This is a genomic window from Amycolatopsis vancoresmycina, from assembly GCF_000716785.1.
GTDB lineage: Bacteria > Actinomycetota > Actinomycetes > Mycobacteriales > Pseudonocardiaceae > Amycolatopsis > Amycolatopsis vancoresmycina.
The window spans coordinates 205375-229457 of the sequence record NZ_JNYY01000003.1 but is presented as its reverse complement, the minus strand read 5'-3'; the positions used below and the strand labels follow the sequence as shown (position 1 = coordinate 229457).

21 protein-coding genes are annotated in these 24083 nt (G+C 72.2%); 4 read left to right on the top strand and 17 right to left on the bottom strand.

Going from position 1 to position 24083, the window contains the following annotated elements:
- Positions 1 to 309 precede the first annotated feature (309 nt).
- Genes OO60_RS08560 through OO60_RS08550 form a run of 3 tightly spaced genes read right to left on the bottom strand, consistent with a single transcriptional unit; the run spans position 310 to position 3391 of the window.
- On the bottom strand, positions 310 to 1869 hold the full coding sequence (locus OO60_RS08560) for an ABC transporter permease (RefSeq protein WP_033261153.1): 1560 nt from the start codon (positions 1867 to 1869) through the stop codon (positions 310 to 312).
- Complete coding sequence (locus OO60_RS08555; protein ID WP_004561093.1) at positions 1866 to 2774, bottom strand: ABC transporter ATP-binding protein; 909 nt, start codon at positions 2772 to 2774, stop codon at positions 1866 to 1868. The genes OO60_RS08560 and OO60_RS08555 overlap by 4 nt, the downstream gene beginning before the upstream one ends.
- Positions 2775 to 2776: 2 nt before the next feature.
- Complete coding sequence (locus OO60_RS08550) at positions 2777 to 3391, bottom strand: TetR/AcrR family transcriptional regulator (protein ID WP_004561094.1); 615 nt, start codon at positions 3389 to 3391, stop codon at positions 2777 to 2779.
- A 236-nt stretch (positions 3392 to 3627) separates the two neighbouring features.
- Here OO60_RS08550 and OO60_RS08545 point away from each other — a divergent pair, with 236 nt between their 5' ends.
- Entirely contained in the window at positions 3628 to 6861 is a 3234-nt protein-coding gene (locus OO60_RS08545) for a S8 family serine peptidase (RefSeq protein WP_004561095.1), read from the top strand.
- Positions 6862 to 6925: 64 nt separating this feature from the next.
- Here the strand turns inward: OO60_RS08545 and OO60_RS08540 are convergent, their stop codons facing one another.
- Positions 6926 to 8083 (bottom strand): ROK family transcriptional regulator, encoded by a 1158-nt coding sequence (locus tag OO60_RS08540; protein ID WP_004561096.1) that lies wholly within the window; start codon positions 8081 to 8083, stop codon positions 6926 to 6928.
- A 97-nt stretch (positions 8084 to 8180) separates the two neighbouring features.
- Here OO60_RS08540 and xylA point away from each other — a divergent pair, with 97 nt between their 5' ends.
- Positions 8181 to 9329 carry a xylose isomerase gene (gene xylA / locus OO60_RS08535; RefSeq protein WP_004561097.1) on the top strand — a complete coding sequence of 383 codons (1149 nt, stop codon included), beginning with the start codon at positions 8181 to 8183 and terminating at the stop codon, positions 9327 to 9329.
- A 46-nt stretch (positions 9330 to 9375) separates the two neighbouring features.
- On the opposite strand, the gene OO60_RS08530 is transcribed toward xylA, so the two are convergent.
- The 10 genes from OO60_RS08530 to OO60_RS08485 form a co-directional block, all read right to left on the bottom strand.
- On the bottom strand, positions 9376 to 10377 hold the full coding sequence (locus tag OO60_RS08530; protein ID WP_004561098.1) for a sugar phosphate isomerase/epimerase family protein: 1002 nt from the start codon (positions 10375 to 10377) through the stop codon (positions 9376 to 9378).
- A 22-nt stretch (positions 10378 to 10399) separates the two neighbouring features.
- On the bottom strand, positions 10400 to 11773 hold the full coding sequence (locus tag OO60_RS08525; protein WP_004561099.1) for an alkaline phosphatase family protein: 1374 nt from the start codon (positions 11771 to 11773) through the stop codon (positions 10400 to 10402).
- Positions 11770 to 12897 carry a metabolite traffic protein EboE gene (gene eboE, locus OO60_RS08520; protein WP_004561100.1) on the bottom strand — a complete coding sequence of 376 codons (1128 nt, stop codon included), beginning with the start codon at positions 12895 to 12897 and terminating at the stop codon, positions 11770 to 11772. The genes OO60_RS08525 and eboE overlap by 4 nt, the downstream gene beginning before the upstream one ends.
- Positions 12894 to 13745, bottom strand: a complete 852-nt coding sequence (locus tag OO60_RS08515; RefSeq protein WP_004561101.1) for a TatD family hydrolase — start codon at positions 13743 to 13745, stop codon at positions 12894 to 12896. The genes eboE and OO60_RS08515 overlap by 4 nt, the downstream gene beginning before the upstream one ends.
- A complete protein-coding gene (locus OO60_RS48330; protein WP_004561102.1) occupies positions 13745 to 14290 on the bottom strand; it encodes an EboA domain-containing protein in 546 nt (181 codons plus the stop codon). Before OO60_RS48330 ends, OO60_RS08515 begins: the two co-directional genes overlap by 1 nt.
- Positions 14287 to 15108 carry a sugar phosphate isomerase/epimerase family protein gene (locus OO60_RS48325; RefSeq protein WP_004561103.1) on the bottom strand — a complete coding sequence of 274 codons (822 nt, stop codon included), beginning with the start codon at positions 15106 to 15108 and terminating at the stop codon, positions 14287 to 14289. The genes OO60_RS48330 and OO60_RS48325 overlap by 4 nt, the downstream gene beginning before the upstream one ends.
- A complete protein-coding gene (locus OO60_RS08500; RefSeq protein ID WP_033261221.1) occupies positions 15105 to 15932 on the bottom strand; it encodes an SCO3242 family prenyltransferase in 828 nt (275 codons plus the stop codon). The genes OO60_RS48325 and OO60_RS08500 overlap by 4 nt, the downstream gene beginning before the upstream one ends.
- On the bottom strand, positions 15929 to 17038 hold the full coding sequence (locus tag OO60_RS08495) for an inositol-3-phosphate synthase (RefSeq protein ID WP_033261152.1): 1110 nt from the start codon (positions 17036 to 17038) through the stop codon (positions 15929 to 15931). Before OO60_RS08495 ends, OO60_RS08500 begins: the two co-directional genes overlap by 4 nt.
- 20 nt (positions 17039 to 17058) lie before the next feature.
- Positions 17059 to 18225, bottom strand: coding sequence for a Gfo/Idh/MocA family protein (locus OO60_RS08490; protein ID WP_004562159.1), 1167 nt, complete (start codon positions 18223 to 18225; stop codon positions 17059 to 17061).
- Between the two features lie 226 nt (positions 18226 to 18451).
- The gene (locus tag OO60_RS08485) at positions 18452 to 18910 is read right to left on the bottom strand and encodes a MarR family winged helix-turn-helix transcriptional regulator (protein WP_033261151.1); all 459 of its coding nucleotides are present in this window, start codon (positions 18908 to 18910) and stop codon (positions 18452 to 18454) included.
- A 131-nt stretch (positions 18911 to 19041) separates the two neighbouring features.
- On the opposite strand from OO60_RS08485, the gene OO60_RS08480 reads away from it, so the two are divergent.
- Together OO60_RS08480 and OO60_RS08475 are read left to right on the top strand one after the other, a co-directional pair.
- Positions 19042 to 20226 (top strand): MFS transporter, encoded by a 1185-nt coding sequence (locus tag OO60_RS08480; protein WP_004562163.1) that lies wholly within the window; start codon positions 19042 to 19044, stop codon positions 20224 to 20226.
- Positions 20227 to 20249: 23 nt separating this feature from the next.
- On the top strand, positions 20250 to 21083 hold the full coding sequence (locus OO60_RS08475) for an aldo/keto reductase (protein WP_004562165.1): 834 nt from the start codon (positions 20250 to 20252) through the stop codon (positions 21081 to 21083).
- A 65-nt stretch (positions 21084 to 21148) separates the two neighbouring features.
- Here OO60_RS08475 and OO60_RS08470 read toward each other — a convergent pair whose 3' ends face one another.
- The 3 genes from OO60_RS08470 to OO60_RS08460 form a co-directional block, all read right to left on the bottom strand.
- Positions 21149 to 21988, bottom strand: a complete 840-nt coding sequence (locus OO60_RS08470; RefSeq protein ID WP_004562167.1) for an SAM-dependent methyltransferase — start codon at positions 21986 to 21988, stop codon at positions 21149 to 21151.
- A 140-nt stretch (positions 21989 to 22128) separates the two neighbouring features.
- Complete coding sequence (locus tag OO60_RS08465; RefSeq protein WP_205624286.1) at positions 22129 to 23226, bottom strand: sialidase family protein; 1098 nt, start codon at positions 23224 to 23226, stop codon at positions 22129 to 22131.
- Between the two features lie 296 nt (positions 23227 to 23522).
- A complete protein-coding gene (locus OO60_RS08460; RefSeq protein WP_033261150.1) occupies positions 23523 to 23948 on the bottom strand; it encodes a helix-turn-helix domain-containing protein in 426 nt (141 codons plus the stop codon).
- Positions 23949 to 24083 lie beyond the last annotated feature (135 nt).

Below are 24083 nucleotides of genomic sequence, written 5' to 3'. Positions count from 1 at the left end.
GACAACCATGCCAGCCCGACCCGTCCGGGTGAAGCACGGCTTGAGATGAGGAATAGCTGGGTATTCCGTTAGCGTTGGAACAGATGGCAGCCGTCGCCCGCCGAAGGGTCAGGGCCGGTTCAGGAGCGCCGCCTTCACAAGCCGCGCAGGGTTCGACTCCCTCGGTTGCCACGCGAGCCTCGGGGCGAGGTCTGTCCGCGGAAAGCGCGGACCGGCCTCGCCCCGAGGTGTTCCCCGGGGGTCGAACCCCCGGACCCCCGCCAGGGGGGGCAAGCCCCCTGGACCCCCGGCCGTGGTTGCGTTTCGCGGTCATCCCACCGGGATGTCCCGCCGCCGCAAGGCGAACAGGCCGCCTATCACCGCCGCCGCCGCGATCAGCAGCAGCCAGAGCACCGGTGTGGTCGAGAACGGGCCGCCCGGCAGGCGCGGGATGTGCTGGAACGGCGAAATTCCCAGCACCACGTCGTTCCACCGCAACGCCGTCCCCACCAGCGACAACACCAGGAATCCCGCGAGCAGTCCCCACGCTCCCGCCGCGAACCGCGGGAGGACTCCGATCAGCGAAGCCGCGAGACCCGCGAGCACCCACACCGCCGGCAGCTGGGCCAGCGCCGCCGGGACCAGACCGGAACCGCTCCCGTACGCCAGGCCCGTGGCCCAGCCCGCCACCGTCAGCACGAAAGCCGATCCGAAGAACGCGAACGTCAGGTGGGCCAGCGCCCAGCCGACGCGCCCGGCCGCCGTCGCCAGGACCGGTTCCGCGCGGCCCGCCGTCTCCTCCGCGCGCAGCTTCAGCGCTGCCTGCACCGCGTAACCCGCCGCCGCCAGGCCGAACAGCGTCATCGTCCCCGCCAGGTACGCGTCCGTCACCGCACCGCCGCCGCCCAGGCGGGACAGCACCTCCGCGACCGCCCGGTTGTCCCGCATCGTCTCCGCGACGTTCTGCGCGACCCCGCCCATCAGCAGCCCGACCAGCGCCAGGCAGACGGTCCAGACCAGCAGCGTTCCCCTCTGCAGCCGCCACGCCAGCGCCAGCGGCGAGCGCAGCGATGCCTTGGCGCCGGAACGCCCCAGCCGCGCCGGCAGCAGCGCCGCCCCGAGGTCGCGACGAGCGGACAACCCCACCGCCGCCGCCACGAGCACCCCCGTCGCGAAGAGGCCCACCGCGAGCACCCACCACTGCTCGCCCGCGAACGGCCGCAGGCGGTGTGCCCAGCCGATCGGCGACAGCCACGCGAGCCAGCCCGCCGGGCTGCCGTCACCCGCCGCGCGCAGCAGGAACGCCAGGACCAGCGCGCCGATCCCGAGGCCGCGTGCGCCGCTCGCGCCCCACGTCAGCTGGGCGGCGACCGCGCCCACCCCGGCGAACACCCAGCCCGTCGAGGAAAAGCCGAGACCGAGCGCGAACGCACCGGCCAGCGGAACGCCCTGTGCGGCGACACCGAGCCCGGTCAGCAGGCCGAACACCAGGCAGGCGCCGCAGGCGGCGAGCACCGCCGCCGCCAGCCCGGCGTGCCGGCCGACGACCGTCGCGCCGGTGAGTTCGCGGCGGCCCGCCTCCTCCTCGGTGCGGGTGTGCCGGACCACGGTGAGCAGCGCGATCAGGCCGACGACGACCGGGACGAACCCGCACTGCCAGGCCAGCAGGTTCCCCACCGACGAACCGTACAGCGGGCCGTTGCGCACGACGAAGGTCGCGCTCGAGGCGTTGAGGTCGTAGAAGTGCTGCCGGGCCGCGGCATCCGGGTATGCGGCCTCGATCGACGACAGGTAGCCGACCGGCGCGAGCGCGAGACCGAGGATCCAGACCGGCAGCAGCCACCGGTCGCGGCGCAGCACCAGCCGCAGCAGCGCCCCGGTCCCGGTCATCGCGCCGCTCCGGCCGGCTCATCCTGCCGGTAGTGGCGGAGGAACAGCTCCTCCAGCGTCGGCGGACGGCTCACCAGGCTCCGCAGCCCGGCCCCGGCCAGGTGCCGCATCACGTCGTCCAGTGCCGGCTGGTCGACGGACAGGTGGACGTGCGAGCCGTACGAGCTCAGGTCGTGCACGCCGGGCAGGGCCCCGAGGTCCGCCGGCACGTGCGCGAGCGACGCGTCGATGGTGATCCGGCCCAGGTGGCGCAGCTCGTCCAGGGTGCCGGACTCGACCGTGCGCCCGGCCCGGACGATCGTGACGCGGTCGCACAGCGCCTCGACTTCGGACAGGATGTGCGACGACAGCAGCACCGTGCGGTCCCCGCGTTCGCGCTCCTCCGCGACGACCTCCCGGAACACCTCCTCCATCAGCGGATCGAGCCCGGACGTCGGCTCGTCGAGGACCAGCAGCTCCACATCGGACGCCAGCGCGGCGACGAGCGCGACCTTCTGCCGGTTGCCCTTCGAATACGTGCGGCCCTTCTTGCGCGGGTCGAGGTCGAAGCGCTCGACGAGGTCCGCGCGCCGCTTGGCGTCGAGGCCGCCGCGCAGCCGGCCGAGCAGGTCGATCACCTCGCCGCCGGTGAGGCCGGGCCAGAGCGTGACGTCGCCCGGCACGTACGCGAGCCGCCGGTGCAGCTCGGTGGCGTCGGTCCACGGGTCGCCGCCGAGCAGGGTGGCGTGGCCGCCGTCGGCCCGCATCAGCCCCAGCAGCACGCGGATCGTGGTGGTCTTGCCGGCGCCGTTGGGCCCGAGGAACCCGTGCACCTCGCCGGTGTGGACGGTCAGGTCGAGCCCGTCGAGGGCGCGCGTCCGGCCGAACGCCTTGGTGAGGCCGGCGGCGGTGATCGCTTCGGCCATCGTCAGTCCTTCCTTCGGTAGGCGGCCAGCGCTTCGCGGGCCTTCTCGAGAACTTCGGGCGTGGCGAGCGGGTTCGTGAACAGGTGCGCGGCGGCCGCCGACATCCGCAGCATCGCCTCGTTCGTGCCCGGCTCCTCGCCGAGCGCGCGGGCGACGTGGTCCTGCAGGATCATCAGCCCGCCGGTCATCGCGGCGAGCGCGGCGGCGGCGCCGCGCGCGTCGGGCAGGTCCATGCCCTGCTCGCGGAAATAGCGCTCGGTTTCGTCGACGATGCCGGTGAACTGCGCCTGGGCGGCGTCGGAGCCGTCGACCATGGCGCGGCCCAGGTACCGGCGGTACAGCAGCTGGCGGGCGTCGAACGTGGGCAGGAACCCGGGGTTCGCGGCTCCCTTCGCCAGCACGTCTTCCTTGAACCGCACCAGTTCGTCGAAGACGTGCGCGTCGCACGCCTCGCGCAGGCCCTCCTTGGACCCGAAGTGGTGGCGGATCAGGCCGCCCGACACCCCGGCTTCCCGTGCGATGTCGAGGATCGACGTCTTTTCCATGCCGCGCTCGGTGAAGAGCTCGATGGCGGCGTCGCGGATGCGGGCGCGCGCGGTGAAGTCTTCGGTGGTCATCCCGGTCCTATGCGTGCGTGTAGCTGACTACACGTGAATATAGTCCGCTATACGCGCGTATAGCAATGGTGAGATCTGGCGGCTCCCCAGGCGTTTCCGGTGACCGCCTAACCGCCGAGCCCGTTACTCCATTTGGCTCGCAACCAATTGCGGTCTTTGGGCTAACTGTCTGATTGCTGCCGAAGATCTCACCCTGTGTACTTCTCGGACGCATATCTTCACGAAGGGTCGTTTCAGTGACACAGCACAGATCGCGCTGGAGACGGCGGGCCGGGATCACCGTCCTCGCCACCGCACTCGGCGCCTCCGTCCTCGGCGTCGCCGTCCCGGTGGCTTCCGCCCAGCAGGCCCCGCCGACCAACGGCGCGGCCGACGGCAAGACCCTCGACGAGCACGACCGCGCGCTCGTCGCCGAAGCCGAAAAGGCCGGCAAGCCCGACGTCACCCTCCTGATCGCCGCGGAGAAGGGCCAGACCGGCACCGCGGTCGACGAACTCAAGGCGCTCGGCGGCGTCGTCCAGTCCACCGACACGAAGCTCGACTACGTCAAGGTCACCATCCCGCCGGAGAAGGCGGAAAAGGCCGCGAAGCTCAAGTCCGTCAACGCGGTCGACGTCGACGGCCTCATCGTGCGCGACGACCCGAAGCCCGACGGCGCGACCACCCCGCTGCCGCAGCCGGCCCCGGGCAAGAACACCCCGCGCGTCAACCCGTACCTGCCGACCGGGGACACCTACGCGGCGCAGTTCGGCCAGGTCCTGCCCAACTGGGACGGCAAGGACACCACGGTCGCGGTGCTCGACTCCGGCGTCGACCTCGACTCCCCCGCGCTGGCCACCACCAGCCACGGCGAACGCAAGATCGTCGACTGGTACAACGCCAACGCCACCAACTCCGGTGACGGCACCTGGGTCAAGCAGTCCACCCAGACCTACACCGGCACCTTCACCGCGAACGGCCGGACGTGGACGGCCCCGGCGACCGGTGGCCCGTACACCTTCGGCGTGTTCGGCGAGACCGCGGGCGACCTGGGCGCCGCGGACAGCGAGACCGGCGGTGACATCAACCGCGACGGCGACCGGGCGGACTCCTGGGGCGTCCTGCTCGACAGCGCGACCAAGGAGGTCCGGGTCGACCTCAACGGCAACGGCGACTTCACCGACGAGAAGCCGATGACCGACTACAACAAGAAGTACGACGTCGGCTACTTCGGCACCGACAACCCGGCGACCGACATCGCCGAGCGGATGGCCTTCGTGGTCCAGACCGACAAGCCGGGTTACGTCGGCATCGGCATCGCGGGCGCGGAGCACGGTTCGCACGTCGCCGGCATCGCCACCGGCAACGACCTGTTCGGCGGCAAGATGGACGGCGCGGCCCCGGGCGCGAAGGTCCTGGCGGTCAAGGTCTGCCTCACCGGCAGCGCCTGCACCTCCTCCGGCCTGATCGACGGTGTCGTCTACGCGGCCAGCCACGGCGCCGACGTCATCAACATCTCGATCGGCGGCCTGCCGGCCCTCAACGACGGCAACAACGCCCGTGCGGAGCTCTACAACCGCACGATCGCCGAGTACAACGTCCAGATCTTCATCTCGGCCGGCAACAGCGGCGCCGGGGCGAACACCGTCGGCGACCCGTCGGTGGCCACGGACGCGATCTCGGTCGGCTCGTACATCACCAAGGAGACCTGGCTGTCGAACTACGGCTCGGTCACCAAGAACCCCGAGTCGCTGCACCCGTTCTCCTCGCGCGGCCCGCGTGAGGACGGTGGCTTCAAGCCGGACATCATCGCGCCCGGCGCGGCCATTTCGACCGTCCCGCGGTGGGAGCAGCCGAGCCCGGTGGCCGGCACCTACACCCTGCCCGCCGGCTACTCGATGCTGCAGGGCACGTCGATGGCGGCGCCGCAGGCGACCGGCGCGGCGGCCTTGCTGGTGAGCGCGTACAAGGCGACGCACAACGGCCAGCGGCCGCCGGTGGCGCAGCTGCGTTCGGCGATCAAGTCGACCGCGCGGTTCGTACCGGGCATCGGCGCGTACGCCCAGGGCGCGGGCCTGTTCAACGTCCCGGCCGCGTTCGTCGCGCTGTCGCTCAACCCGAAGCCGGACGTCGTTTCGACGTCGGTCGAGGTGCACACCGCGCTGTCGGGCCTGCTGGCCAAGCCGAACACGGGTGTGGGCATCCACGACCGCGAAGGCGTCACCACGGGTAAGGCGTACACGCGCACCTACACGATCACCCGGACCACGGGCTCGACGCACCCGGTGCCGTACTTCGTGCGGTGGGTCGGCAACGACGGCACGTTCTCCTCGGGGTCGACGGTGGCACTGCCGCTGAACACCCCGGTGAAGTTCGACGTGAAGGTCAACCCGAAGAACGCCGGCGTGCACTCGGCCCTGCTCTACCTGGACAACCCGCTGACCATCGGCATCGACGTGCAGACCCTCAACACGGTCTTCGCGCCGCAGGAGTTCGTCGCCGGCAAGGGTTTCCAGGTCGACAACTCGGGCAAGATCGCCCGCAACCAGGCGACCAGCTACTTCGTGCGGGTGCCGCAGGGCGCCAGCGCGCTGAAGGTGGACATCGACGCCGGCGGCGGCGCCGCGGGCAAGGGCCAGGTGCGGTTCCTGCGGTACGACCCGACCGGTGTCCCGGCCGAGGCCAGCACCGCGACGACCGCGTGCTACCTGCCCGACGCGGGTGCGGGCTGCGCCGGCGGCACGCCGACCAGCCGGACCATCGCCAACCCGCTGCCGGGTGTGTGGGAGATCGTCGTCGAAGCACGCCGGACGTCCGATGTGGACGAAGCGGCGTACAAGCTGTCGGCGTCGGTGCTGGGCACGGCGATCTCGCCGAACCCGGACACGATCGCCTCGGCCACGCTGGGCACGCCGATCTCGCGGTCCTACACCGTGCAGAACACGCTCGGCGCGTTCACCGGCAAGCTGACCGGCGCCACGCTGGGCAGCGCGAAGACGCAGCGGCCGTCGATCGCCGAGGGCACGCAGCAGCAGTACCAGATCGCGGTGACGCCGGGTTCGACGTCGCTGACCGCCACGATCGGCAACCCCGCCGTGGTGGGCACGGACCTCGACCTGGTGCTGTACAACTGCACGACCGGTTCCTGCGTGCAGGCGGGCATCAGCGCGGACGGTGACTCCGAGGAGTCGGTGACCGTGCCCAACCCGGCGCCGGGTGTGTGGGTCGCCCTCGTCGACGGCTACGCGGTACCGGGCGGCACGACGGCGTACGACTACCTCGACGTGTTCACCAACCCGGCGTTCGGTTCGGTCGCGGTGACCGACGCGAACGCGCTGCGGGCCTCGGGCAGCTCGTGGACGGTCCCGGCAACGGTGACGGCCACGGCGGCCCCGGCGGCGGGCCGGACCCTGCGCGGCCAGCTGGCCGTGCAGACCGACACCGGCGTCACGGTCGGCACCTCGCTGGTGCAGATCACCGCGGTGAGCTAGCCGCAGGTCAGGTTCGGCGCAAGTTGTCGTGAGTGGTAAGGCGAGTTCTAACTCGCCTTACCACTCACGACGCCCGGGTGACGAAGGGTGCCGGGTCCGCCAGTACGCGGTGGATGACCCGGCCCGCCGCGCCGAGGGTGGCCGCGTCGCCGCCCAGGCGGGACGCCGTCAGGACCGGGGGTGTGCCGCGCAGGCCGCCGAGGCGGGCGGAAAGCACTTCGGACACCGGGCCGGACAACCACGGGTACAACGGCGTGAACACCCCGCCCAGCACGATCCGGTCCAGGTCCAGCAGGTTCACCGCCGACGTCAGCGCGATCCCGAGGGCGTGCCCCGCCGCCGCGCACGCCGCCAGTGCCGGGCCGTCGCCCCGCTCGAGGGCGGCGAGTAAAGCCGGGACCGAAGGGGCCTTTCCCGCCGCCAGCAACGCTTCCTGGCCCGCGTACGTCTCCAGGCACCCGCTGCCGCCGCAGCGGCACTGCACCCCCTCCGGGGCCACGACGACGTGGCCGAGCTCGCCGGCCAGGCCGGTCGCGCCCGAGAACAGGGTGCCGCCCACCACCAGGCCCGCGCCGATGCCGATTTCGCCGGACACGTAGAGGAAGTCGCGCTCGCCGTCGCCGTACCAAAGTTCGCCCTGTGCCGCGAGGTTCGCTTCGTTGTCCAGCTCGACCGGGACCGGCAGGCGCAGCAGGTCGGCCGGGCGGACGTCCTGCCAGCCGAGGTTGGGGGCGCTGAACAGCACGCCGTCGCCGACCGGGCCGGACACCGCCAGCACCGCGCCCGCCACCTCCAGCCCCAGCCGGTGGGCCTCGGTGAGCGCTTCGGTGGCCAGTGCCTGCAGTTCGCCCAGGACCTTCTTCGGCCGCGAGCCGCGGTTGTCGCGCTCGCGGCGGGCGGCGAACCGGACGCCGCCGGTGAGGTCGAGCACGCGCACCGCGAGGTAGTCGACGTTGATCTCCAGCCCCAGCGACGCCACGCGCGCACCGCTGAGCACGACCGCCACCCCCGGCCGGCCGCGTTCGCCCGGCCGCGCGGGCCCGATCTCCGCGAGCAGCCCCGCGTCCACCAGGTCGCCGACGAGCTTCGAGACCGTCGACTTGGTCAGCCCGGTGACCTCGGCGAGCGCGGCGCGGGTCAGCGGGCCGCCGCGGCCGACCGCTCCCAGCACGACCTCGAGGTTGCGGGCGCGCATTTCTTCGTGCCGCACGGCCTGGGTCATCGCGTCCTCCTGCGAAGCACTCTAACCGTCCCCCTTGACGCCCGGGACCCCGCGGCGCATATTTAGTCTACAACGTGAACTAAATGAAGGGACAGTCATGAGCGACTACGCTCCCCAGCCGGCCGACAAGTTCACCTTCGGCCTCTGGACCGTGGGCTGGCCCGCGGCCGACCCGTTCGGGGTGGCGACGCGGCCGCCGCTGGACCCGGTGGAGAGCGTGCACCGGCTCGCGGAGCTGGGCGCCTACGGCGTGACCTTCCACGACGACGACCTGCTGGCCACCGAACCGGACCGCGACCGGGCGATCGAGCGCTTCCGCAAGGCGCTCGCCGAGACCGGCCTCAAGGTCCCGATGGCGACGACGAACCTGTTCACCCACCCGGTGTTCAAGGACGGCGGCCTGACCAGCAACGACCGTGACGTCCGCCGGTACGCGCTGCGCAAGGTGCGCCGCAACCTCGACCTCGCCGCCGAGCTCGGCGCCGAGACCTACGTCGTCTGGGGCGGCCGCGAGGGCGCCGAGTCCGACGCCGCCAAGGACGTCCGCGCAGCGCTGGACCGCTACAAGGAAGGTCTGGACCTGCTCGCCGACTACGTCGTCGAGAAGGGTTACCACCTGCGGTTCGCGCTGGAGCCGAAGCCGAACGAGCCGCGCGGTGACATCCTGCTGCCGACGATCGGGCACGCGCTGGGCTTCATCTCGCAGCTGTCGCGCTCCGAGATGTTCGGGCTGAACCCGGAGGTCGGGCACGAGCAGATGGCCGGGCTGAACTTCGTGCACGGCATCTCGCAGGCGCTGTGGCAGGGCAAGCTGTTCCACATCGACCTCAACGGCCAGCACGGCCCGAGGTACGACCAGGACCTGATCTTCGGCCACGGCGACCTGAAGAGCGCGTTCTTCCTGGTCGACCTGCTGGAGAACGGCGGCTACGACGGCCCGCGGCACTTCGACTACAAGCCGCTGCGCACCGAGGACACCGAGGACGTCTGGGTGTCGGCGGCGGCGAACATGCGGACGTACCTGATCCTCAAGGAGAAGGCGGCCGCGTTCCGGGCCGACCCCGAGGTCGCCGAGGCACTGGCGGCTTCCCGCGTCCCGGACCTCTCGACGCCGACGCTGGCGCCGGGCGAGACGTTCGACGACGTCCTGAACGACGAGTTCGACCTCGACGCGGCGGCCGCGCGCGGTTACCACTTCACCCGGCTCAACCAGCTGGCCCTGGAGCACCTGCTCGGCGTCCGCTGACCGTCGTGAAGGGCACCCTCGAAGCCACGAGGGTGCCCTTCACCGGCTATTTCGAGGAGAAAGCCGCGTCGAACGCCGCCGCGGGCGGGGTGAAGTTGAGCTTCCGGACGAACTCCAGGGCCTCGGGCGCGCCGATCAGGCGGTCCATCCCCGCGTCCTCCCACTCGATCGAGATCGGGCCGTCGTAGCCGATCGCGTTGAGCATGCGGAAGACGTCCTCCCACGGCACGTCGCCGTGGCCGGTGGAGACGAAGTCCCAGCCGCGGCGGGGATCCGCCCACGGCAGGTGCGAGCCGAGCCGGCCGTTGCGGCCGTCGAGCCGCTTGCGGGCCTCCTTGCAGTCGACGTGGTAAATGCGGTCCTTGAAGTCCCAGAGGAAGCCCACCGGGTCGAGGTCCTGCCAGACGAAGTGCGACGGGTCGAAGTTCAGCCCGAACGCCTCGCGGTGCCCGATCGCCTCCAGGGTGGCGACCGTGCTCCAGTAGTCGTAGGCGATCTCGCTCGGGTGCACCTCGTGTGCGAAGCGGACGCCGACCTCGTCGAACACGTCGAGGATCGGGTTCCACCGGGTGGCGAAGTCGGCGTAGCCGCGCTCGATCATCGACGGCGGCACCGGCGGGAACATCGCCACCGTGTGCCAGATGGACGAACCGGTGAACCCGACCACAGTGGACACCCCGAGCTTCGCCGCGGCCCGGGCGGTGGCCTGCATTTCCGCCGCCGCCCGCTGCCGGACGCCCTCGGGCTCGCCGTCGCCCCAGATCCGCGCGGGCAGGATGGCTTCGTGCCGCTCGTCGATCGGGTGGTCGCAGACCGCCTGGCCGACCAGGTGGTTCGAAACCGCCCACACCTTCAGGTCGTACTTGGCGAGCGTTTCGAGCTTCGCGGGGACGTAGCCGTCGTCGGCGAGGGCTTTGTCCACTTCGAAGTGGTCGCCCCAGCAGGCGATCTCCAGGCCCTCGTAGCCCCAGCCGCTCGCCAGCCGGCACACCTCTTCGAACGGCAGATCGGCCCACTGCCCGGTGAACAGGGTCAACGGTCGTGCCATGTCCTGACCTCCTCGGTGAGATTCACCCGTTGCCGGCGACGGCGGCCGCCAGCAGCAGTTCCTTGACTTCGGTCGCGTGGAACTTCTCCCGGGCGAGCGCCGGGTCCGAGCAGAGCAGCACCGGCCCGTCCGCGGCCGAGTCGGGCAGCCGTCCGTGGCTGCCGCGCACCGGCGCGGGGTCGAGCGGGACCACCTGCATCGAATACCGCAGGCCGAGCTTCTTGCGGGCCAGCGCCGACGCCGCCTTGAGCTTGACCATCGGGTCGTCCGGGTCGAAGAACAGCTCGGCCGGGTCGTAGCCGGGCTTGCGGTGGATCTCGACGGTCTTCGCGAAGTCCGGCGCGCGGTCGTCGCTCAACCAGTAGTAGTAGGTGAACCAGGCGGCCGGCTCGGCGACGGCGACGAGCTCGCCCGCCCGTTCGTGGTCGATGCCGAGCCCGGCCTGCCCCGCCCGGTCGAGCACGACGTCCACTCCGGACAGTCCGGCCACGATGTCCCGCACCCGCGGGACATCCGCCGGGTCGGCGACGTAGACGTGCGCCACCTGGTGGTCGGCGACGGCGAACGCGCGGGACGTCCACGGGTCGAGGTACTCCATGCCCGCCTGGACGTACACGTTGAGCAGGCCCGCGCGGCGCAGTGCCCGGTTGACGTCGACCGGGCGGTTCGCGTTCGTGATCCCGTACTCCGACAGCGCGACGACGGTGTGCCCGCCCGCGGCCGCGAAGTCCAGCAACGGCTTCAGCGCGGTGTCGAGCTCGCGGGCGGCGGCCGCGGCCTGCGGCGCGTCCGGGCCGAAGCGCTGCAGGTCGTAGTCCAGGTGCGGGACGTAGACGAGGGTGGTGTCCGGCCGGTCCTGCGTCATGATCTGCTGCGCGGCGGCGATGATCCATTGCGACGACGCGATCGACGCCGTCGGGCCCCAGTAGGTGAACAGCGGGAACTCGCCGAGGCTGCCGACCAGGCGGTCGTGCAGCTGCGGCGGGTACGTGTAGGCGTCCGGTGACTTCTTGCCGTCGGCGTGGTAGATCGGCCGCGGGGTGACGGTGAGGTCGGTGTCCGCGCCCATCGCGTACCACCAGCAGACGTTGGCCACCCTGTGCCCGGTCTGCGCGCGGCGGACGGCGTCCCAGAACTTGTCCCCCTGCACCAGTTTGTTGTGCTGGCGCCAGAGGAACACCTCACCGAGTTCGCGGAAGTACCAGCCGTTGCCGACGATCCCGTGTTCGGCGGGCTTCAGCCCGGTCAGGAACGTCGACTGCACCGAACACGTCACCGCCGGGAACACCGTGTCCAGCTGCGCGGTGAACCCGGGTTCGGCCATCTTGCGCAGGTTGGGCATGTGCGGGAGCAGCCGCGGCGTCAGCCCCACGACGTCGAGGACGAGCAAACTCATGCGGAAACCTCTTCCAGGCCCAGGGTGGTCAGTGCGTGCCGGGTCCAGTCCAGCTCGGCCGCGATGCCCGCGACCAGCCCGGCGTCGTCGGCGGGCGCGTCCGGGAGCACCTGCCAGGTGTAGGTCTCGACCTCGACGTGGTCGGTGCGCGCGGTGGCGCCGCCGAACAGCTCGGCCAGCGTCGCGGCCAGTACCGGCCGGGTCGAGGTCAGCGGCGGCGCCGGGTCGGCGTGCAGCGGCACGTGGAAGTGCACCCGCCACGGTGCCTCCCCCGGCAGGCCGCCGCCGAGCGCGAGGTCGAGGTCGTCGGCGCCCGGCGGGGCGCCTTCGTTGCTCTGGTGCAGGAACCGCGGCTCCACAAAGGACTCCAGCGCCCGCCGGGTCGCCGGATCCTTCGGTTCGGCAGCCTCCAGCGCCGCCGACGCCTGCAGCTTGACGACGTCCAGTCCCGCGTCTTCGAGACGCCCCAGCGCGGCCGCCGGGTCCTCGAACCCGACCGCCAGGTGGCACGTGTCGAGGCAGACACCCAGCCAGTCGGTGTCCACTTCGGACAGCAGGGCCGCGGCCTGCGCGGTGGTTTCGATGGCGCAGCCCGGCTCGGGCTCGAACGCCACCCGCACCGGGCGGTCCTGCTCCGCCAGTCCCTTGGCCAGCAGGTCGAGCTGTCCGCCATCCCCCCGCCAGTCCGTGCGCCAGCCGAGCGGCAACGTCGACACGCTGCCGCGCACGGCGTCGTCCGGCAGCAGCTCGGCGAGCAGCCGCGCGAGGTCCAGGGTGTACCGCGTGCGTTCGGGCGCCGCCCAATCCGGCCGGTAGACCTTGTGCTTGACGACCGGGTCGTGGAAGCCCTGGTACGGGAACCCGTTGAAGGTGACGACCTCCAGGCCCCGCGCGGCGAGTTCGGCCTTCAGCTTCGTCACCGCCGCCGGGTCCGCGACCAGCTCGCTCGCCACCGGCCGGGCCAGCCAGAGGCCGAGCCCGAGCCGGTCCACGCCGAGGCGCTCCCGGACCGGCTCGCCGAAGCGGGCCAGCTGGGCGAGCACGCCGTCGAGGTCCTCCGCCTGGTGCACGTTGGTGCAGTAGGCGAGGTGGACGACCGTGCCGTCCGGGTGCCGGAACCTCATGCGCGGGCCCCCCGGAGGATCGAGTTGCCCGCGAATTCGGCCGCCGCGGTACCGGATTCCAGCGAAAGCCGCCCGCTCTGGCCGTAGAACTCGACCGGGTTGCGCCACAGCACCCGGTCGACGTCGTCGTCGGTGAACCCGGCGGCCAGCATCGCGTCGCCGGTCTTGCGGGTCTTGAGCGGGTCGCTCTTGCCCCAGTCGGCGGCGGAGTTGACCAGCACGCGCTCGGTGCCGTACTCCTTCAAGATCGCCACCATCCGGTCCTCGTCCATCTTCGTGTCCGGGTAGATGGAGAACCCCAGCCAGCAGCCGGACTCCTCGACCATCCGCACGGTCAGCTCGTTGAGGTGGTCGAGCACCACGCGTTCCGGCGCGATCCCGGACTCGCGGACGACGGCGATGCTCCGCTCGGTCCCGGCCGCCTTGTCGCGGTGCGGGGTGTGCACGAGCGCGGGCAGGTCGTGGTCGATCGCCAGGGCGAGCTGCGCGGCGAACGCCTTGTCCTCCTCGGCGGTCATCGAGTCGTAGCCGATCTCGCCGACCGCGACCACGCCGTCCTTCTCCAGGTACCGCGGCAGCAGGTCGAGCACCGGCGTGCACCGCGGGTCGTTGGCCTCCTTCGGGTTGAGCGCGATCGTGCAGTGGTGGGCGATGCCGTACTGGCTCGCCCGGAACGGCTCCCAGCCGACGAGCGCGTCGAAGTAGTCGGTGAAACTGCCGACGCTCGTGCGCGGCTGACCGAGCCAGAACGCCGGTTCGACGAGCGCGCGGACGCCGGCGGCGTGCATGGCCGCGTAGTCGTCGGTGGTCCGGGAGCTCATGTGGATGTGGGGGTCGAAGATGCGCATCAGGCGTCCTGTTCGGTCAGCAGCGGGAGGAGATCGGCGGGGACCTCGCGGCCGGCGGCGGTGCGCTCGGCGGCGAACGACCGCAGCATCCGCCGCAGCTCCTCGTCGGTCCGGCGGTCCAGCCCGGCCACCTCGGCCAGGGGGATGCCCATGAAGACGCACTTGAGGACGCCGTGGCGGTACGCGGCGGCGTCCAGGTGCGTGGCGGCGTACTCGCCCATCGCCGCGGCGACGAGCCGGGTGTCGTTGGTGCGGAGCGCGTCCGCGACCAGCGCCACCCCGGCGTCGCCGGTGTCCACAACGGACAGTCCACGGAGGGCGGCCCGTTTCTCCGCCGCGTCGCCGTAGCGGTAGAGGCCGGGCAGCTCCGCCGCGGCGCCCGGAGCGGCCCGCAGCAGGGCCACGCGGGCCACGTCGTCGACCGTCCACCCCGGCCTTTCCGACGGTCCCCGGCCGACCCGGCGGCCGACGGCGGGGAAGACCGTGCGCAACGCCGTCGCGTCGGCGGCCACCTTGGTCAGGGCTTCGTCGAGCCAGGCGGTCACGCGGCCACCGCCTGGCGCAGGAAGTCCAGAGACTCCCGGGCGATCCGGGGCGCCGCGTGGCTGTCCCGCGGCAGTTCGACGGCCACCAGCCCGCCGTAGGGCGCCAGCGCGGCCAGCACCGGCGGGAATTCGATTTCCCCGCGGCCGAATTCGAGGTGCTCGTGCGTGCCGCGGCGCATGTCGTCGATCTGGACGTTGACCAGCCGCGGCAGGGCGCGGCGGACGCAGTCGGGCACGGACGCGGATTCGTTGCACCGGCAGTGCCCGATGTCCAGCGTCAGCCCGAACCGTTCCGGATCGCCGAGCCGCCGCGCCAGCTCGAAGTAGCCGTCGAGGTCCTCGACGAGCATCCCCGGCTCCGGCTCGAAGCCGAGCCGGACGTCGTGCTCTTCGGCGGCCTTGAGCACGTCGGCGCAGCCGTCCACCAGGTACGTCCAGGCGTCCTCAGTGGACAGTTCAGCGGGCTTGTTCCCGCTCCAGAAGGACACCGCTTCGGCGTCGAGGTCCGCGGCGATTTCGACGGCCCTGGTCAGGAACTCGACACGGCGTGCGCGGCCGGGGTCGAGGAACGTCGGCGAGTGCTTGCGCCACGGGTCGAGCAGGAACCGCGCCCCGGTCTCGATCACGACGGCGAGGCCCAGCCGGTCCAGGTCCGCCGCGACGCCGGACACGCGCCGGGCGAGGTCCGGCCCGAACGGGTCCAGGTGCTGGTGGTCGAGGGTGAGCGCGACGCCGTCGTACCCGAGGTCGGCCAGCACGCGCAGGGCGTCCCCGAGGCGGTGGTTGGCGAAGCCGTTGGTGCCGTACCCGAACCTCATGTCGGCGACACCTTCCGGCCCAGCGCCCGCGCGAACGGGAACGCGGCGGCGACGGCCAGCGCCGAGCGCCACGCGCCGGTGCGCGCGATCAGCCCGGCCTGCAACGGGATCATGCCGTGGATCCCGGCCCCGACCGCGCGCCGGACCTTGCCCGCGGCCGGGTCGCGCACGGCGTCGTACTGCGCCCCGCCGGTGGTCACCGCGTAGGTCCCGAGCAGTGCCGAGGACAGCAGGCCGCCCCGGCCGGCCGCGATCCCCACGCCGGCCGTCGCGGCCAGGGTGGCCGCCGGCAGCGCGGGTTTCGCACCGTCCACTTCGGACCGCGAGAGTGCGGTGACGGCGTAGGTGTGCGCCCCGACCGTCAGCGCCGCGGCCAGCGCGGGCCGGGCCCCGCCCGCGCCGAGCAGGACGTCGAGGGTGCGGGCCGCGGCCATCGCGGCCGGCCCGAACACCGTCTCCTTGAGCAGGAAGTCGTACGCCCAGACGGTCGCGGCCAGCGGCACGGCCACCCGCAGCGCCCGCCGTCCGCCGGCGGCCGCGGCGATGCCCAGCCCGCCCGCGGTCAGCCCGGTCGCGACGCCGAGCGCGGTCGCCGGGGCCACCCGCCCGGACGGGATGGGCCGCTCGGGCCGCTCCATCGAATCGAGGTGGCGGTCGGCGTAGTCGTTGAGCGCCATGCCGGCCCAGTAGATGCAGACGGACGCGCCGGTCAGGGCGAGCGTGCGGCGGCCGAACGGCCAGCCCGCCGCGGCGGCCCCGGCGACGGCGTCCCCGGGCACGGTCAGCGCGGCGGGCGCGCGGACGAGTTCGACGAGCGCCTTCACCGGTGCGCCCACTCGCGCAGGGCCGCGTACTGCGACGCCAGGTCGTGCGGGCCGTCGCCCACGGGATCCTTGAAGAAGAAGCCGAATTCGGCGACCGGCCCGGCCACGCCGTCGCGGCACGCCTTGCCGGTCAGCCGGGCGAGGTCGAGCACGAGCGGCGCGGCGAGCGCCGAGTCGCAGCCCTGCCAGGTCAGCTGCAATGTCATCCGCGCGCCGAGGAACCCTTCGAACAGCACGTGGTCCCAGGCGGTCTTCCAGTCGCCGAGCGACGGCACGTAGTCGATGTGCACCTCGCCGTCGACGTCCCGGCCCAGGTTGCGCGAAAGCACCTGCTGCTTCGACGCGTTCTTGCTCGACGCCGCCCCGGGGTCGGCCAGCGTGGCGCCGTCACCGCCGCCGAGCAGGTTCGTGCCCGACCAGGCCAGCACGTTCAGCCCGCGCTGGGCGAACATCGGCGCGAGCACCGACCGCAGCAGCGTCTCGCCGGTCTTGCCGTCCCGGCCCGCGTAGGGCTGCCCGGTGCCGCGGGCGAGCTCGTCGAGCGCGGGCAGCCGCGCCCCCGTGGACGGCGTGAAGTCGACAAAGCCACAACCCGCGCGAAAGGCCGCGTAGGCGTACAGCGCACTCGGCGGCAGCACGTCCAGATCCGCTTCCATCGCGGCCAGTGACGCGTGGGCCGGGTGCGGCTCGCACGGCGGCTCGGTGGAGCTGACGTTCACCACGACGACGTGGTCCACCCCGGCGCGGAACTCGGCCAGGTCCGCGGCGATCCGGTCGGCCGCCGCGCGTCCGCCCCCGGACGGCGCCGGGCGCAGCCGGGCCTCGGCCGCCTCCAGTTCGGCCGTCACCGGGCCCGGCAGCGCGGCGGGCAGCACCCCCGCCGCCGCCAGCTGTTCCGCGCGCTTGACCAGCGGTGTGTCCACGACGTCGTGGCCCCCGAAGACCAGGTCCCCCAAGCCGGGCAGTGCCGCCCCGGCGAAGTCCGGCAGCTCGGTCACGCAGCCCGTGCGCGCGGCGAGTCCCGCGCGCAGGGCGGCGGCCCCGGCGATGGCCGTGGTGGCCACCGATCCCCGGGCGCCGATCAGCCAGACACCGATCTTCCCCATGTTTTCCCTCCGGTTTTCCCTCAGCCCGTGCCGTGTGCTCCGACGCGGGTCCAGACACTGCTCGCCGCGGCGCTTTCCTCGACCGCGGCGAGCACCCGCTGCACCTGCAGCCCGTCCGCGAAGGACGGTTCCGGGTCCTCGCCCGCGGCCAGCGCGGCGAGCAGATCACGCACCTCGTGGGTGAACGTGTGCTCGTAGCCGAGCCCGTGCCCCGGCGGCCACCAGGCGCCGACGTACGGGTGTCCGGGCTCGGTGACCTGGATCCGGCGGAACCCGCCGAGTTCCGGGTCTTCGGTGTGGTCGTGGAAGGCGAGCTCGTTCATCGCCTCGAAGTCGAACGCGAGGCTGCCGGCGGCGCCGTTGACCTCCAGGCGCAGCGCGTTCTTGCGGCCGCTCGCGAACCGCGTCGCCTCGAAGGTGCCGACCGCGCCGCCGTCGAACCGGGCCAGGAACAACGCGGTGTCGTCGACCGTCACCGGCCCGCGTCCGGCCCCACCGGGCAGCGGCCGCTCGCCGACGAACGTCTCGGTCAGGCCGGAGACGCCGGTGATCGCCGCTCCGGTGACGAACTGGGCGAGGTCGACCGCGTGCGCGCCGATGTCCCCCAGCGCCCCCGAGCCCGCCTTGTCCTTCCGCAGCCGCCAGACCAGCGGGAACTCCGGGTCGACGATCCAGTCCTGGAGGTACTGGGCGCGCACGTGCCGGATCTCTCCCAGCCTGCCCTCGGCGACGAGCCGGCGCGCGAGGGCGACCGCGGGCACCCGCCGGTAGTTGAAGCCGACCATGGACCGCACGCCCCTGGTCGCCGCCTCGGCCGCCGCCGCGGCCATGGTCTCCGCTTCGGCGACCGTGTTGGCCAGCGGTTTCTCGCACAGCACGTGCTTGCCCGCGGCGAGCGCGGCCAGCGCTATCTCCGCGTGCGAGTCGCCGGGCGTGCAGATGTCCACCAGATCTACATCGCCGGACTCGATCAGGTGTTTCCACTCCGTCTCCACCGAAGCCCACCCGAGCTTCGCCGCGGCGGCCTCCGCGGCCGCCCGGTCACGGCCGCAGAGCACCGCCATCCGGGGTGTCAGCGGGAGGTCGAAGGCCCGGTGCACGGTCCGCCACGCCTGGGAGTGGGCGGCCCCCATGAAGGCGTACCCGACCATGCCGATCCCGATCGTCGCGCCGCGGGTGCTGGTCATCGCGGATTCCTTTCGGTCCGATACCGGCGCCGGACGAGGAAGGGTCTGCCGGGCGCCGCCCCGGTTCGCCTGGTGGAACCCAAATTAGGTGCGGCGGAACAAGCGGGTCAACGAAGTCGAAGCCGCCACCGAACGAGATCGCCGGAAGCCCCTGTGGCGCAGGGGCTTCCGGCGATCCGGCGGCGAAAGGGTTTTCAGCTGTGACTTGCGTTCGATGCGGCCCAGGTCAGGCCGAGGCGCCGCGGAAGCTGAGCGTGCCCAGCGCGGCGACGAGCGGCGAGAGTTCCGGCAGTGTTTCCGCTTCGGCCAGGGCTTCCGCCAGCGCCGTGTCGTGCGTCGGGCGGGCCGCGGTCAGCAGCGCCTGGCCCGCCGGCGTCACCTCGGTGTAGATCCCGCGGCGGTCGTCCGCGCACAGGTACCGGGCCAGCAGGCCGCGGCCCTCCAGGCGGGTGACCAGCCGGGTCGTCGCCGACTGGCTGAGCACCACCGCGTTGGCGAGCTGGTTCATCCGGAGGTGGAAGCCGTCCTGGCGGGCCAGCACGTCCAGCACCGTGTACTCGCTCACCGACAGCTCGTGGTCGCGCTCGAGCGCGCGCTGCAGCCGGTCCTCGATCCGCGCGTGGAGCGCGGCCAGCGTCCGCCAGCCCTGCGCGCGGGCTTCGACGGCGTCGTCGTCCAGTGACACGGTTCACCCCTTCCCGGCTTGCGCGGGGAGCCCGCCAAGTCGCAAGCTTGTGCAATATACGGCGTCTGCAACTATCTCGGACGCTTGTAGTTGCCAACGCCCTCAGTCTACCCCGGAAAGAAGTGAAGTCCATGCCCGCCGCTCTGCTCGCACTGGCGATCAGCGCTTTCGGGATCGGCACCACCGAGTTCGTGATCATGGGCCTGCTGCCCGAGGTCGCAGCCGGCTTCGGCGTCTCGATCCCGGCCGCAGGCCTGCTCATCTCCGGCTACGCGCTCGGCGTCGTCGTCGGTGCCCCCGTGCTCACCGCGCTCGCCTCGCGGGTGCCGCGCAAGACCGTCCTGGTCGCCCTGATGGGCCTGTTCATCGCCGGGAACGTGCTCTCGGCGCTGGCACCGAGCTACGGACTGCTGATGACCGGCCGGGTCGTCGCCGCGCTGAGCCACGGCGCCTTCTTCGGCGTCGGCTCGGTCGTCGCCGCCTCCCTGGTCGCCCCGGCCAAGCAGGCCAGTGCCATCGCGCTGATGTTCACCGGGCTGACCGTGGCGAACGTCCTCGGCGTGCCCGCCGGCACCGCGCTCGGCCAGGCCTTCGGCTGGCGGTCGACGTTCTGGGTGGTCAGCGCGCTCGGCGTGGCCGGCGCGATCGGCATCCTCGCGCTGGTGCCGCACCAGGCCCCTTCGCCGGGCGCGGGCCTGCGCGGCGAGCTCGCCGTGTTCCGCCGCCCGCAGGTGTGGCTCGCGCTGGTCATGACCGCGCTCGGCTTCGCCGGCGTGTTCGCGTCGTTCACCTACATCGCGCCGATGATGACCGAGGTCGCCGGCTTCTCGAGTGGCGCCGTCACCTGGCTGCTCGTGCTCTTCGGCGCCGGCCTGTTCGCCGGCAACCTGCTCGGCGGGAAGGCCGCGGACCGCGCCCTCATGCCGAGCCTGTACCTCATCCTCGCCGCGCTGGCGCTCGTGCTGGTGGTGTTCGTGTTCACCGTGCACGCGAAGGTGCCGGCCGCGATCACCATCGCGCTGTTCGGCGCCGCCGGGTTCGCCACCGTGCCGCCGCTGCAGGCCCGCGTGATGGCCAAGGCCGGTGGTGCGCCCGCGCTGGCGTCGGCGGCGAACATCGCCGCGTTCAACCTCGGCAACGCCGGTGGCGCGTGGCTCGGCGGCCAGGCCATCGACGCCGGTCTCGGCTACACCGCCCCCAACTGGATCGGCGCCGCGCTCGCCGCGGCCGGCCTCGCCGTGGCGCTCGTCTCCGGCCTGCTCGACCGCCGGGCCCCGGCTAGTTTCGACGCCGGGGAACGGGTACCCGCCCGATGAACCACCCACCGAAAGGAACCCTCGTGACCAGCGTGCCCGTGATCGAACTCAACAACGGCGTGCGGATGCCGCAACTCGGCTACGGCGTGTTCCAGGTCCCGGACGACGAGACCGCCGCCGTCGTGAAGACCGCCCTCGAAACGGGCTACCGCAGCATCGACACCGCCGCCGTCTACGGCAACGAAAAGGGCGTCGGCCAGGCGATCGCCGAGTCCGGCATCGCCCGCGACGAGCTGTTCGTCACGACCAAGCTGTGGAACTCCGCCCAGGGCTACGACTCCACGCTGAAGGCGTTCGACGACAGCATGGCCAAGCTCGGCCTGGAGCAGCTGGACCTGTACCTGATCCACTGGCCGACGCCGGAGCGCGGCAAGTTCGTCGACACGTGGAAGGCGTTCGAGAAGCTGTACGCCGACGGCCGCGTCCGCGCGATCGGCGTGTCCAACTTCCAGCCCGCGCACCTCGAACGGCTGATGGACGCGGCGAACGTCGTCCCGGCGGTCAACCAGGTCGAGCTGCACCCGTACCTGCAGCAGCCGGAGGTGCGCGAGTTCGACACGAAGAACGGCATCGCGACCGAGGCGTGGAGCCCGCTCGCCAAGGGCGGCAGCCTGCTCGGCGACCCGGTGGTCGCCGAACTCGCGGTCAAGCACAGCCGCACGCCCGCGCAGATCGTCCTGCGCTGGCACCTGCAGCTCGGCAACGTCGTGATCCCGAAGTCGGTCACGCCGTCCCGGATCGAGGAGAATTTCGACCTGTTCGGGTTCACCCTCACGGAGGAGGAACTGGATTCGCTGACGCCGCTGGACCGCGGCGAGCGCACCGGCCCGGACCCCGACACCTTCAACGCCGCCTGACCCGGTCGTGAGTGTTTAGGCGCGTTAGAACGCGCCTAAACACTCACGACGGGCCGCGGCAGGGCTCACTGCTTGCGGGCGACGCCGCCGAGGGTCAGGAAGTTCAGCTCGCCCAGCTGGTGCAGGCGGGGGCCGTCCGGCCACCACTCGTGCAGGTAGACCAGCCCCGGCCGCAGCAGCTCGGTGCCTTCGAAGAACCCGGCGATCTGCTCGCGCGTGCGGTACACGCTGCCCAGCCCGGTGCCCTGGAAGCTGGTCTCCAGCAGCCGCGCCAGCTCCTGGCGCGGGGAGTCCTCTTCCGGGTCGAAGTTGTGCGTGAGCAGCAGGTACGACCCGGGTGCGAGCGCGGCCACGTACTCCGCGACGATCGCCCGTGCGCGGTCGTAGTCGTCGATGTGGTGAATGATCGAAGTGAGGATCAGCGCCACCGGACGGGTGAAGTCGAGGTACTCCTTGACGACCTCGTCGCCGAGGGTGTCGGCCGGGCGCGTCAGGTCGGCGCCCGTCACGTGGGTCAGGTAGTTCTCTTCGAGCAGCGCCCGGCCGTGCACCTGCACGACCGGGTCGTTGTCGACGTAGACGACCTGCGCGTCCGGGTTGTACCGCTGCGCCACCTCGTGGGTGTTTTCCGCCGTCGGCATGCCGGAGCCGAGGTCGAGGAACTGGTCGATGCCGCGTTTGCCGGCCAGGAACCGCACCGCGCGCACCAGCCAGTCCCGGTGTTCCTTCGCCATCGCGCGCGCGCCGGGCGCGATGGCCAGCAGCCGCCGCATCGCTTCGCGGTCGACCTCGTAGTGGTCGTGGCCCCCGAGCAGTGCGTCGGACAGTCTTGCCAGGCTCGCCTTGCTGAAATCGAGAGCGGCCGCACCGCCCTCGGTTCCGGACCGCAGGTCGCCAGGCGTCATCGGCTGTTCTCCCACTCGTCGGTGGCGGACGCCGCCCCTGCCCGGGCTTGCCCGCCGTGTCCGGCAACGGACAGTGCTCAGCCTACGACATGCGGTGCACCAAGTGAACCGGGCCGAAGGGCCTTACCTGCCAGGGAGAACTACCCGAAAGGCAGTTCGCGCCAGGTGTGTCCCCCGTCCGTGGTCCGGTACACGGCGGAGCCACCGGCTGCGTCCGGCTGGCCGTCGACGACGACGCCGGTACCGCGCCCGGGGAAGTCGAGATCGGTGAGCGCGAGCCCGCGATCGGACAGCGCGAGCGTCGTCCAGGTGCGGCCGCCGTCGGCGGTGTGGTGCAGGAACCCGACACCCCCGCCCACGGCCGCGACGGTCGCGGACGCCGGCGAGGCAGCGGCGAAGCCCTGGTTGATGCCGGTGAACGGCGCGGCGCCGGTCCCGCTGAACGTCCCGCCGAGCTGCGGCGCGTGCCGCAGCTGCCGTTCGGTCGAGCCGGGCTGCGGCGTGCCGGGGCTGCTGCTGCACAGGGCCACGACCTGCCGGTCCCGGACGCCGGCGAGCGAGGCGACTTCCCCGCCGGGGCACGGCGGAGCGGCCGGGGTGAACCGGACGCCGTCTCGCGAGGTCCAGTAGTTTTCGGTGCCGTAGTCCGCGCCGAGCGCGACCTGCAGGCCGCCGCCGACGGCCAGGTCGCCGTAGGTGAGCCCGCCGGTGACGGCGAACCCGGGCACCGGCAGCAGTACCGGGGAGCCGGCGGGCCCCGAGTACAGCCGGGTCGAGCCACGGCCCTCGCCGTAGGTGGTCAGCATGGCGAAGACGCGGCCCCCGGTTTCGGCGATCTTCGAGAGGTAGAACGGCTCCCGCGCACCGATCAGGTTGACCGGGTGCCAACTGGCACCGCCGTCACGGGTCGCGCGCAGGTGGACCCCGTCGCTGACGTACGCGACCCGATCGCTGACGACGGTGAGCGCCACGTGGTTGTGGTTGTCGGGCAGCGGCAGAGAGGGCGCACCCAGCCGCCGCCAGTGCTGCCCGCCGTCGGTGGTGCCCAGCAGCGCGGGACACCACGACCCACCGCACGGCGAGTACCCGAGGACATAGCCGGTGTCGGGCCCGGTCCAGCTGGTCGACGCGGGCCGGAAGCCCGCCGGGACGGCGGTGCCGGCGGTCGCGGGCGAGGCGAACGCGGCCAGCAGGGCGAGGACGGACACCAGCAGCGCACCGCGCCGGGGAGTTCTCATGATCACGTGGACGTCCCGCGCGGAAGGGGGTTGCCACGGCCGGCGGAGTTGCGCCGCGCGGCTCAGCACCCTGCGGCCGGTGGCGGGTTCCGCTGGTCGAAGTGCCGGAACGCACCACGGGCCCGGAGCTGTGCCGGGCGGCTCAGAACTGATCGGTGGGGGCGGGGTTCCGCCGATCGGCCGTGGATTTCGCGGGCCGCCCACGGTTCACCGCCAGGCGGCCGCCGCCGACGGCTCGGCCGGCGCAGCAGGCCACCGGACTCCGGCCGCCCGCAAGCCAGGGCGGCGGACCGCCGTCAGCTCGAGTTCTCCGCAACCGAGGCGACCCAGCGCAGCAGATCAGCCCCGGCGGCCAGGTCGCCGAGCACGATGAGCTTCATCGTGGCGCGCTCGCCGTCGTGAATCGTCTCCACGCGCAGGGGTCGCTCGCCCGCGTCCCAAGGCCCGTTCGCCGACGCCACCACCATCGTGGCCAATCGGTCGGCCGCCGTGCGGTCGATGCCGGTGAGCTCGACGACCGCCGACAGCTCCGCCACGGGCGCCGCGGGCCGGCCGGCGAGGGGCAGGCCGGTGAACTCCTCGAGGTCGGCGGCGGTGATCCGGTACTGCTTGCCGATCCGGACCGCCTTCAGCCGTCCGTCGCGCACGTAGTTCCGGACCGTCCGGACGTGCAGGCCGAGCTTCGCGGCGACCTGCTCGACGGAGAAGACGTCCTGCGGCATGACCCTCCCTGATTCCCCAAACGACCCTATCACCTCGCTCAATAGGGAAGTTTGCGGAACACCTGGTTCGCTCACCCGCGTGACGGGTACTTCCCGCCATATTGCTTTGCCCAGATACGTCCACATCGGACAGTC

Bases quoted from the DNA above. Each gene is read 5' to 3' on its own strand.
- OO60_RS48325 (WP_004561103.1), bottom strand. From the start codon at position 15,108: ATGAGGTTCGGGTACGGCACCAACGGCTTCGCCAACCACCGCCTCGGG.
- OO60_RS08555 (WP_004561093.1), bottom strand. From the start codon at position 2,774: ATGGCCGAAGCGATCACCGCCGCCGGCCTCACCAAGGCGTTCGGCCGG.
- OO60_RS08515 (WP_004561101.1), bottom strand. From the start codon at position 13,745: ATGCGCATCTTCGACCCCCACATCCACATGAGCTCCCGGACCACCGAC.
- OO60_RS08550 (WP_004561094.1), bottom strand. From the start codon at position 3,391: ATGACCACCGAAGACTTCACCGCGCGCGCCCGCATCCGCGACGCCGCC.
- OO60_RS08525 (WP_004561099.1), bottom strand. From the start codon at position 11,773: ATGAGTTTGCTCGTCCTCGACGTCGTGGGGCTGACGCCGCGGCTGCTC.
- OO60_RS08480 (WP_004562163.1), top strand. From the start codon at position 19,042: ATGCCCGCCGCTCTGCTCGCACTGGCGATCAGCGCTTTCGGGATCGGC.
- OO60_RS08530 (WP_004561098.1), bottom strand. From the start codon at position 10,377: ATGGCACGACCGTTGACCCTGTTCACCGGGCAGTGGGCCGATCTGCCG.
- OO60_RS08460 (WP_033261150.1), bottom strand. From the start codon at position 23,948: ATGCCGCAGGACGTCTTCTCCGTCGAGCAGGTCGCCGCGAAGCTCGGC.
- OO60_RS08470 (WP_004562167.1), bottom strand. From the start codon at position 21,988: ATGACGCCTGGCGACCTGCGGTCCGGAACCGAGGGCGGTGCGGCCGCT.
- xylA (WP_004561097.1), top strand. From the start codon at position 8,181: ATGAGCGACTACGCTCCCCAGCCGGCCGACAAGTTCACCTTCGGCCTC.
- OO60_RS08495 (WP_033261152.1), bottom strand. From the start codon at position 17,038: ATGGGGAAGATCGGTGTCTGGCTGATCGGCGCCCGGGGATCGGTGGCC.
- OO60_RS08560 (WP_033261153.1), bottom strand. From the start codon at position 1,869: ATGACCGGGACCGGGGCGCTGCTGCGGCTGGTGCTGCGCCGCGACCGG.
- eboE (WP_004561100.1), bottom strand. From the start codon at position 12,897: ATGAGGTTCCGGCACCCGGACGGCACGGTCGTCCACCTCGCCTACTGC.
- OO60_RS08490 (WP_004562159.1), bottom strand. From the start codon at position 18,225: ATGACCAGCACCCGCGGCGCGACGATCGGGATCGGCATGGTCGGGTAC.
- OO60_RS08540 (WP_004561096.1), bottom strand. From the start codon at position 8,083: ATGACCCAGGCCGTGCGGCACGAAGAAATGCGCGCCCGCAACCTCGAG.
- OO60_RS08465 (WP_205624286.1), bottom strand. From the start codon at position 23,226: ATGAGAACTCCCCGGCGCGGTGCGCTGCTGGTGTCCGTCCTCGCCCTG.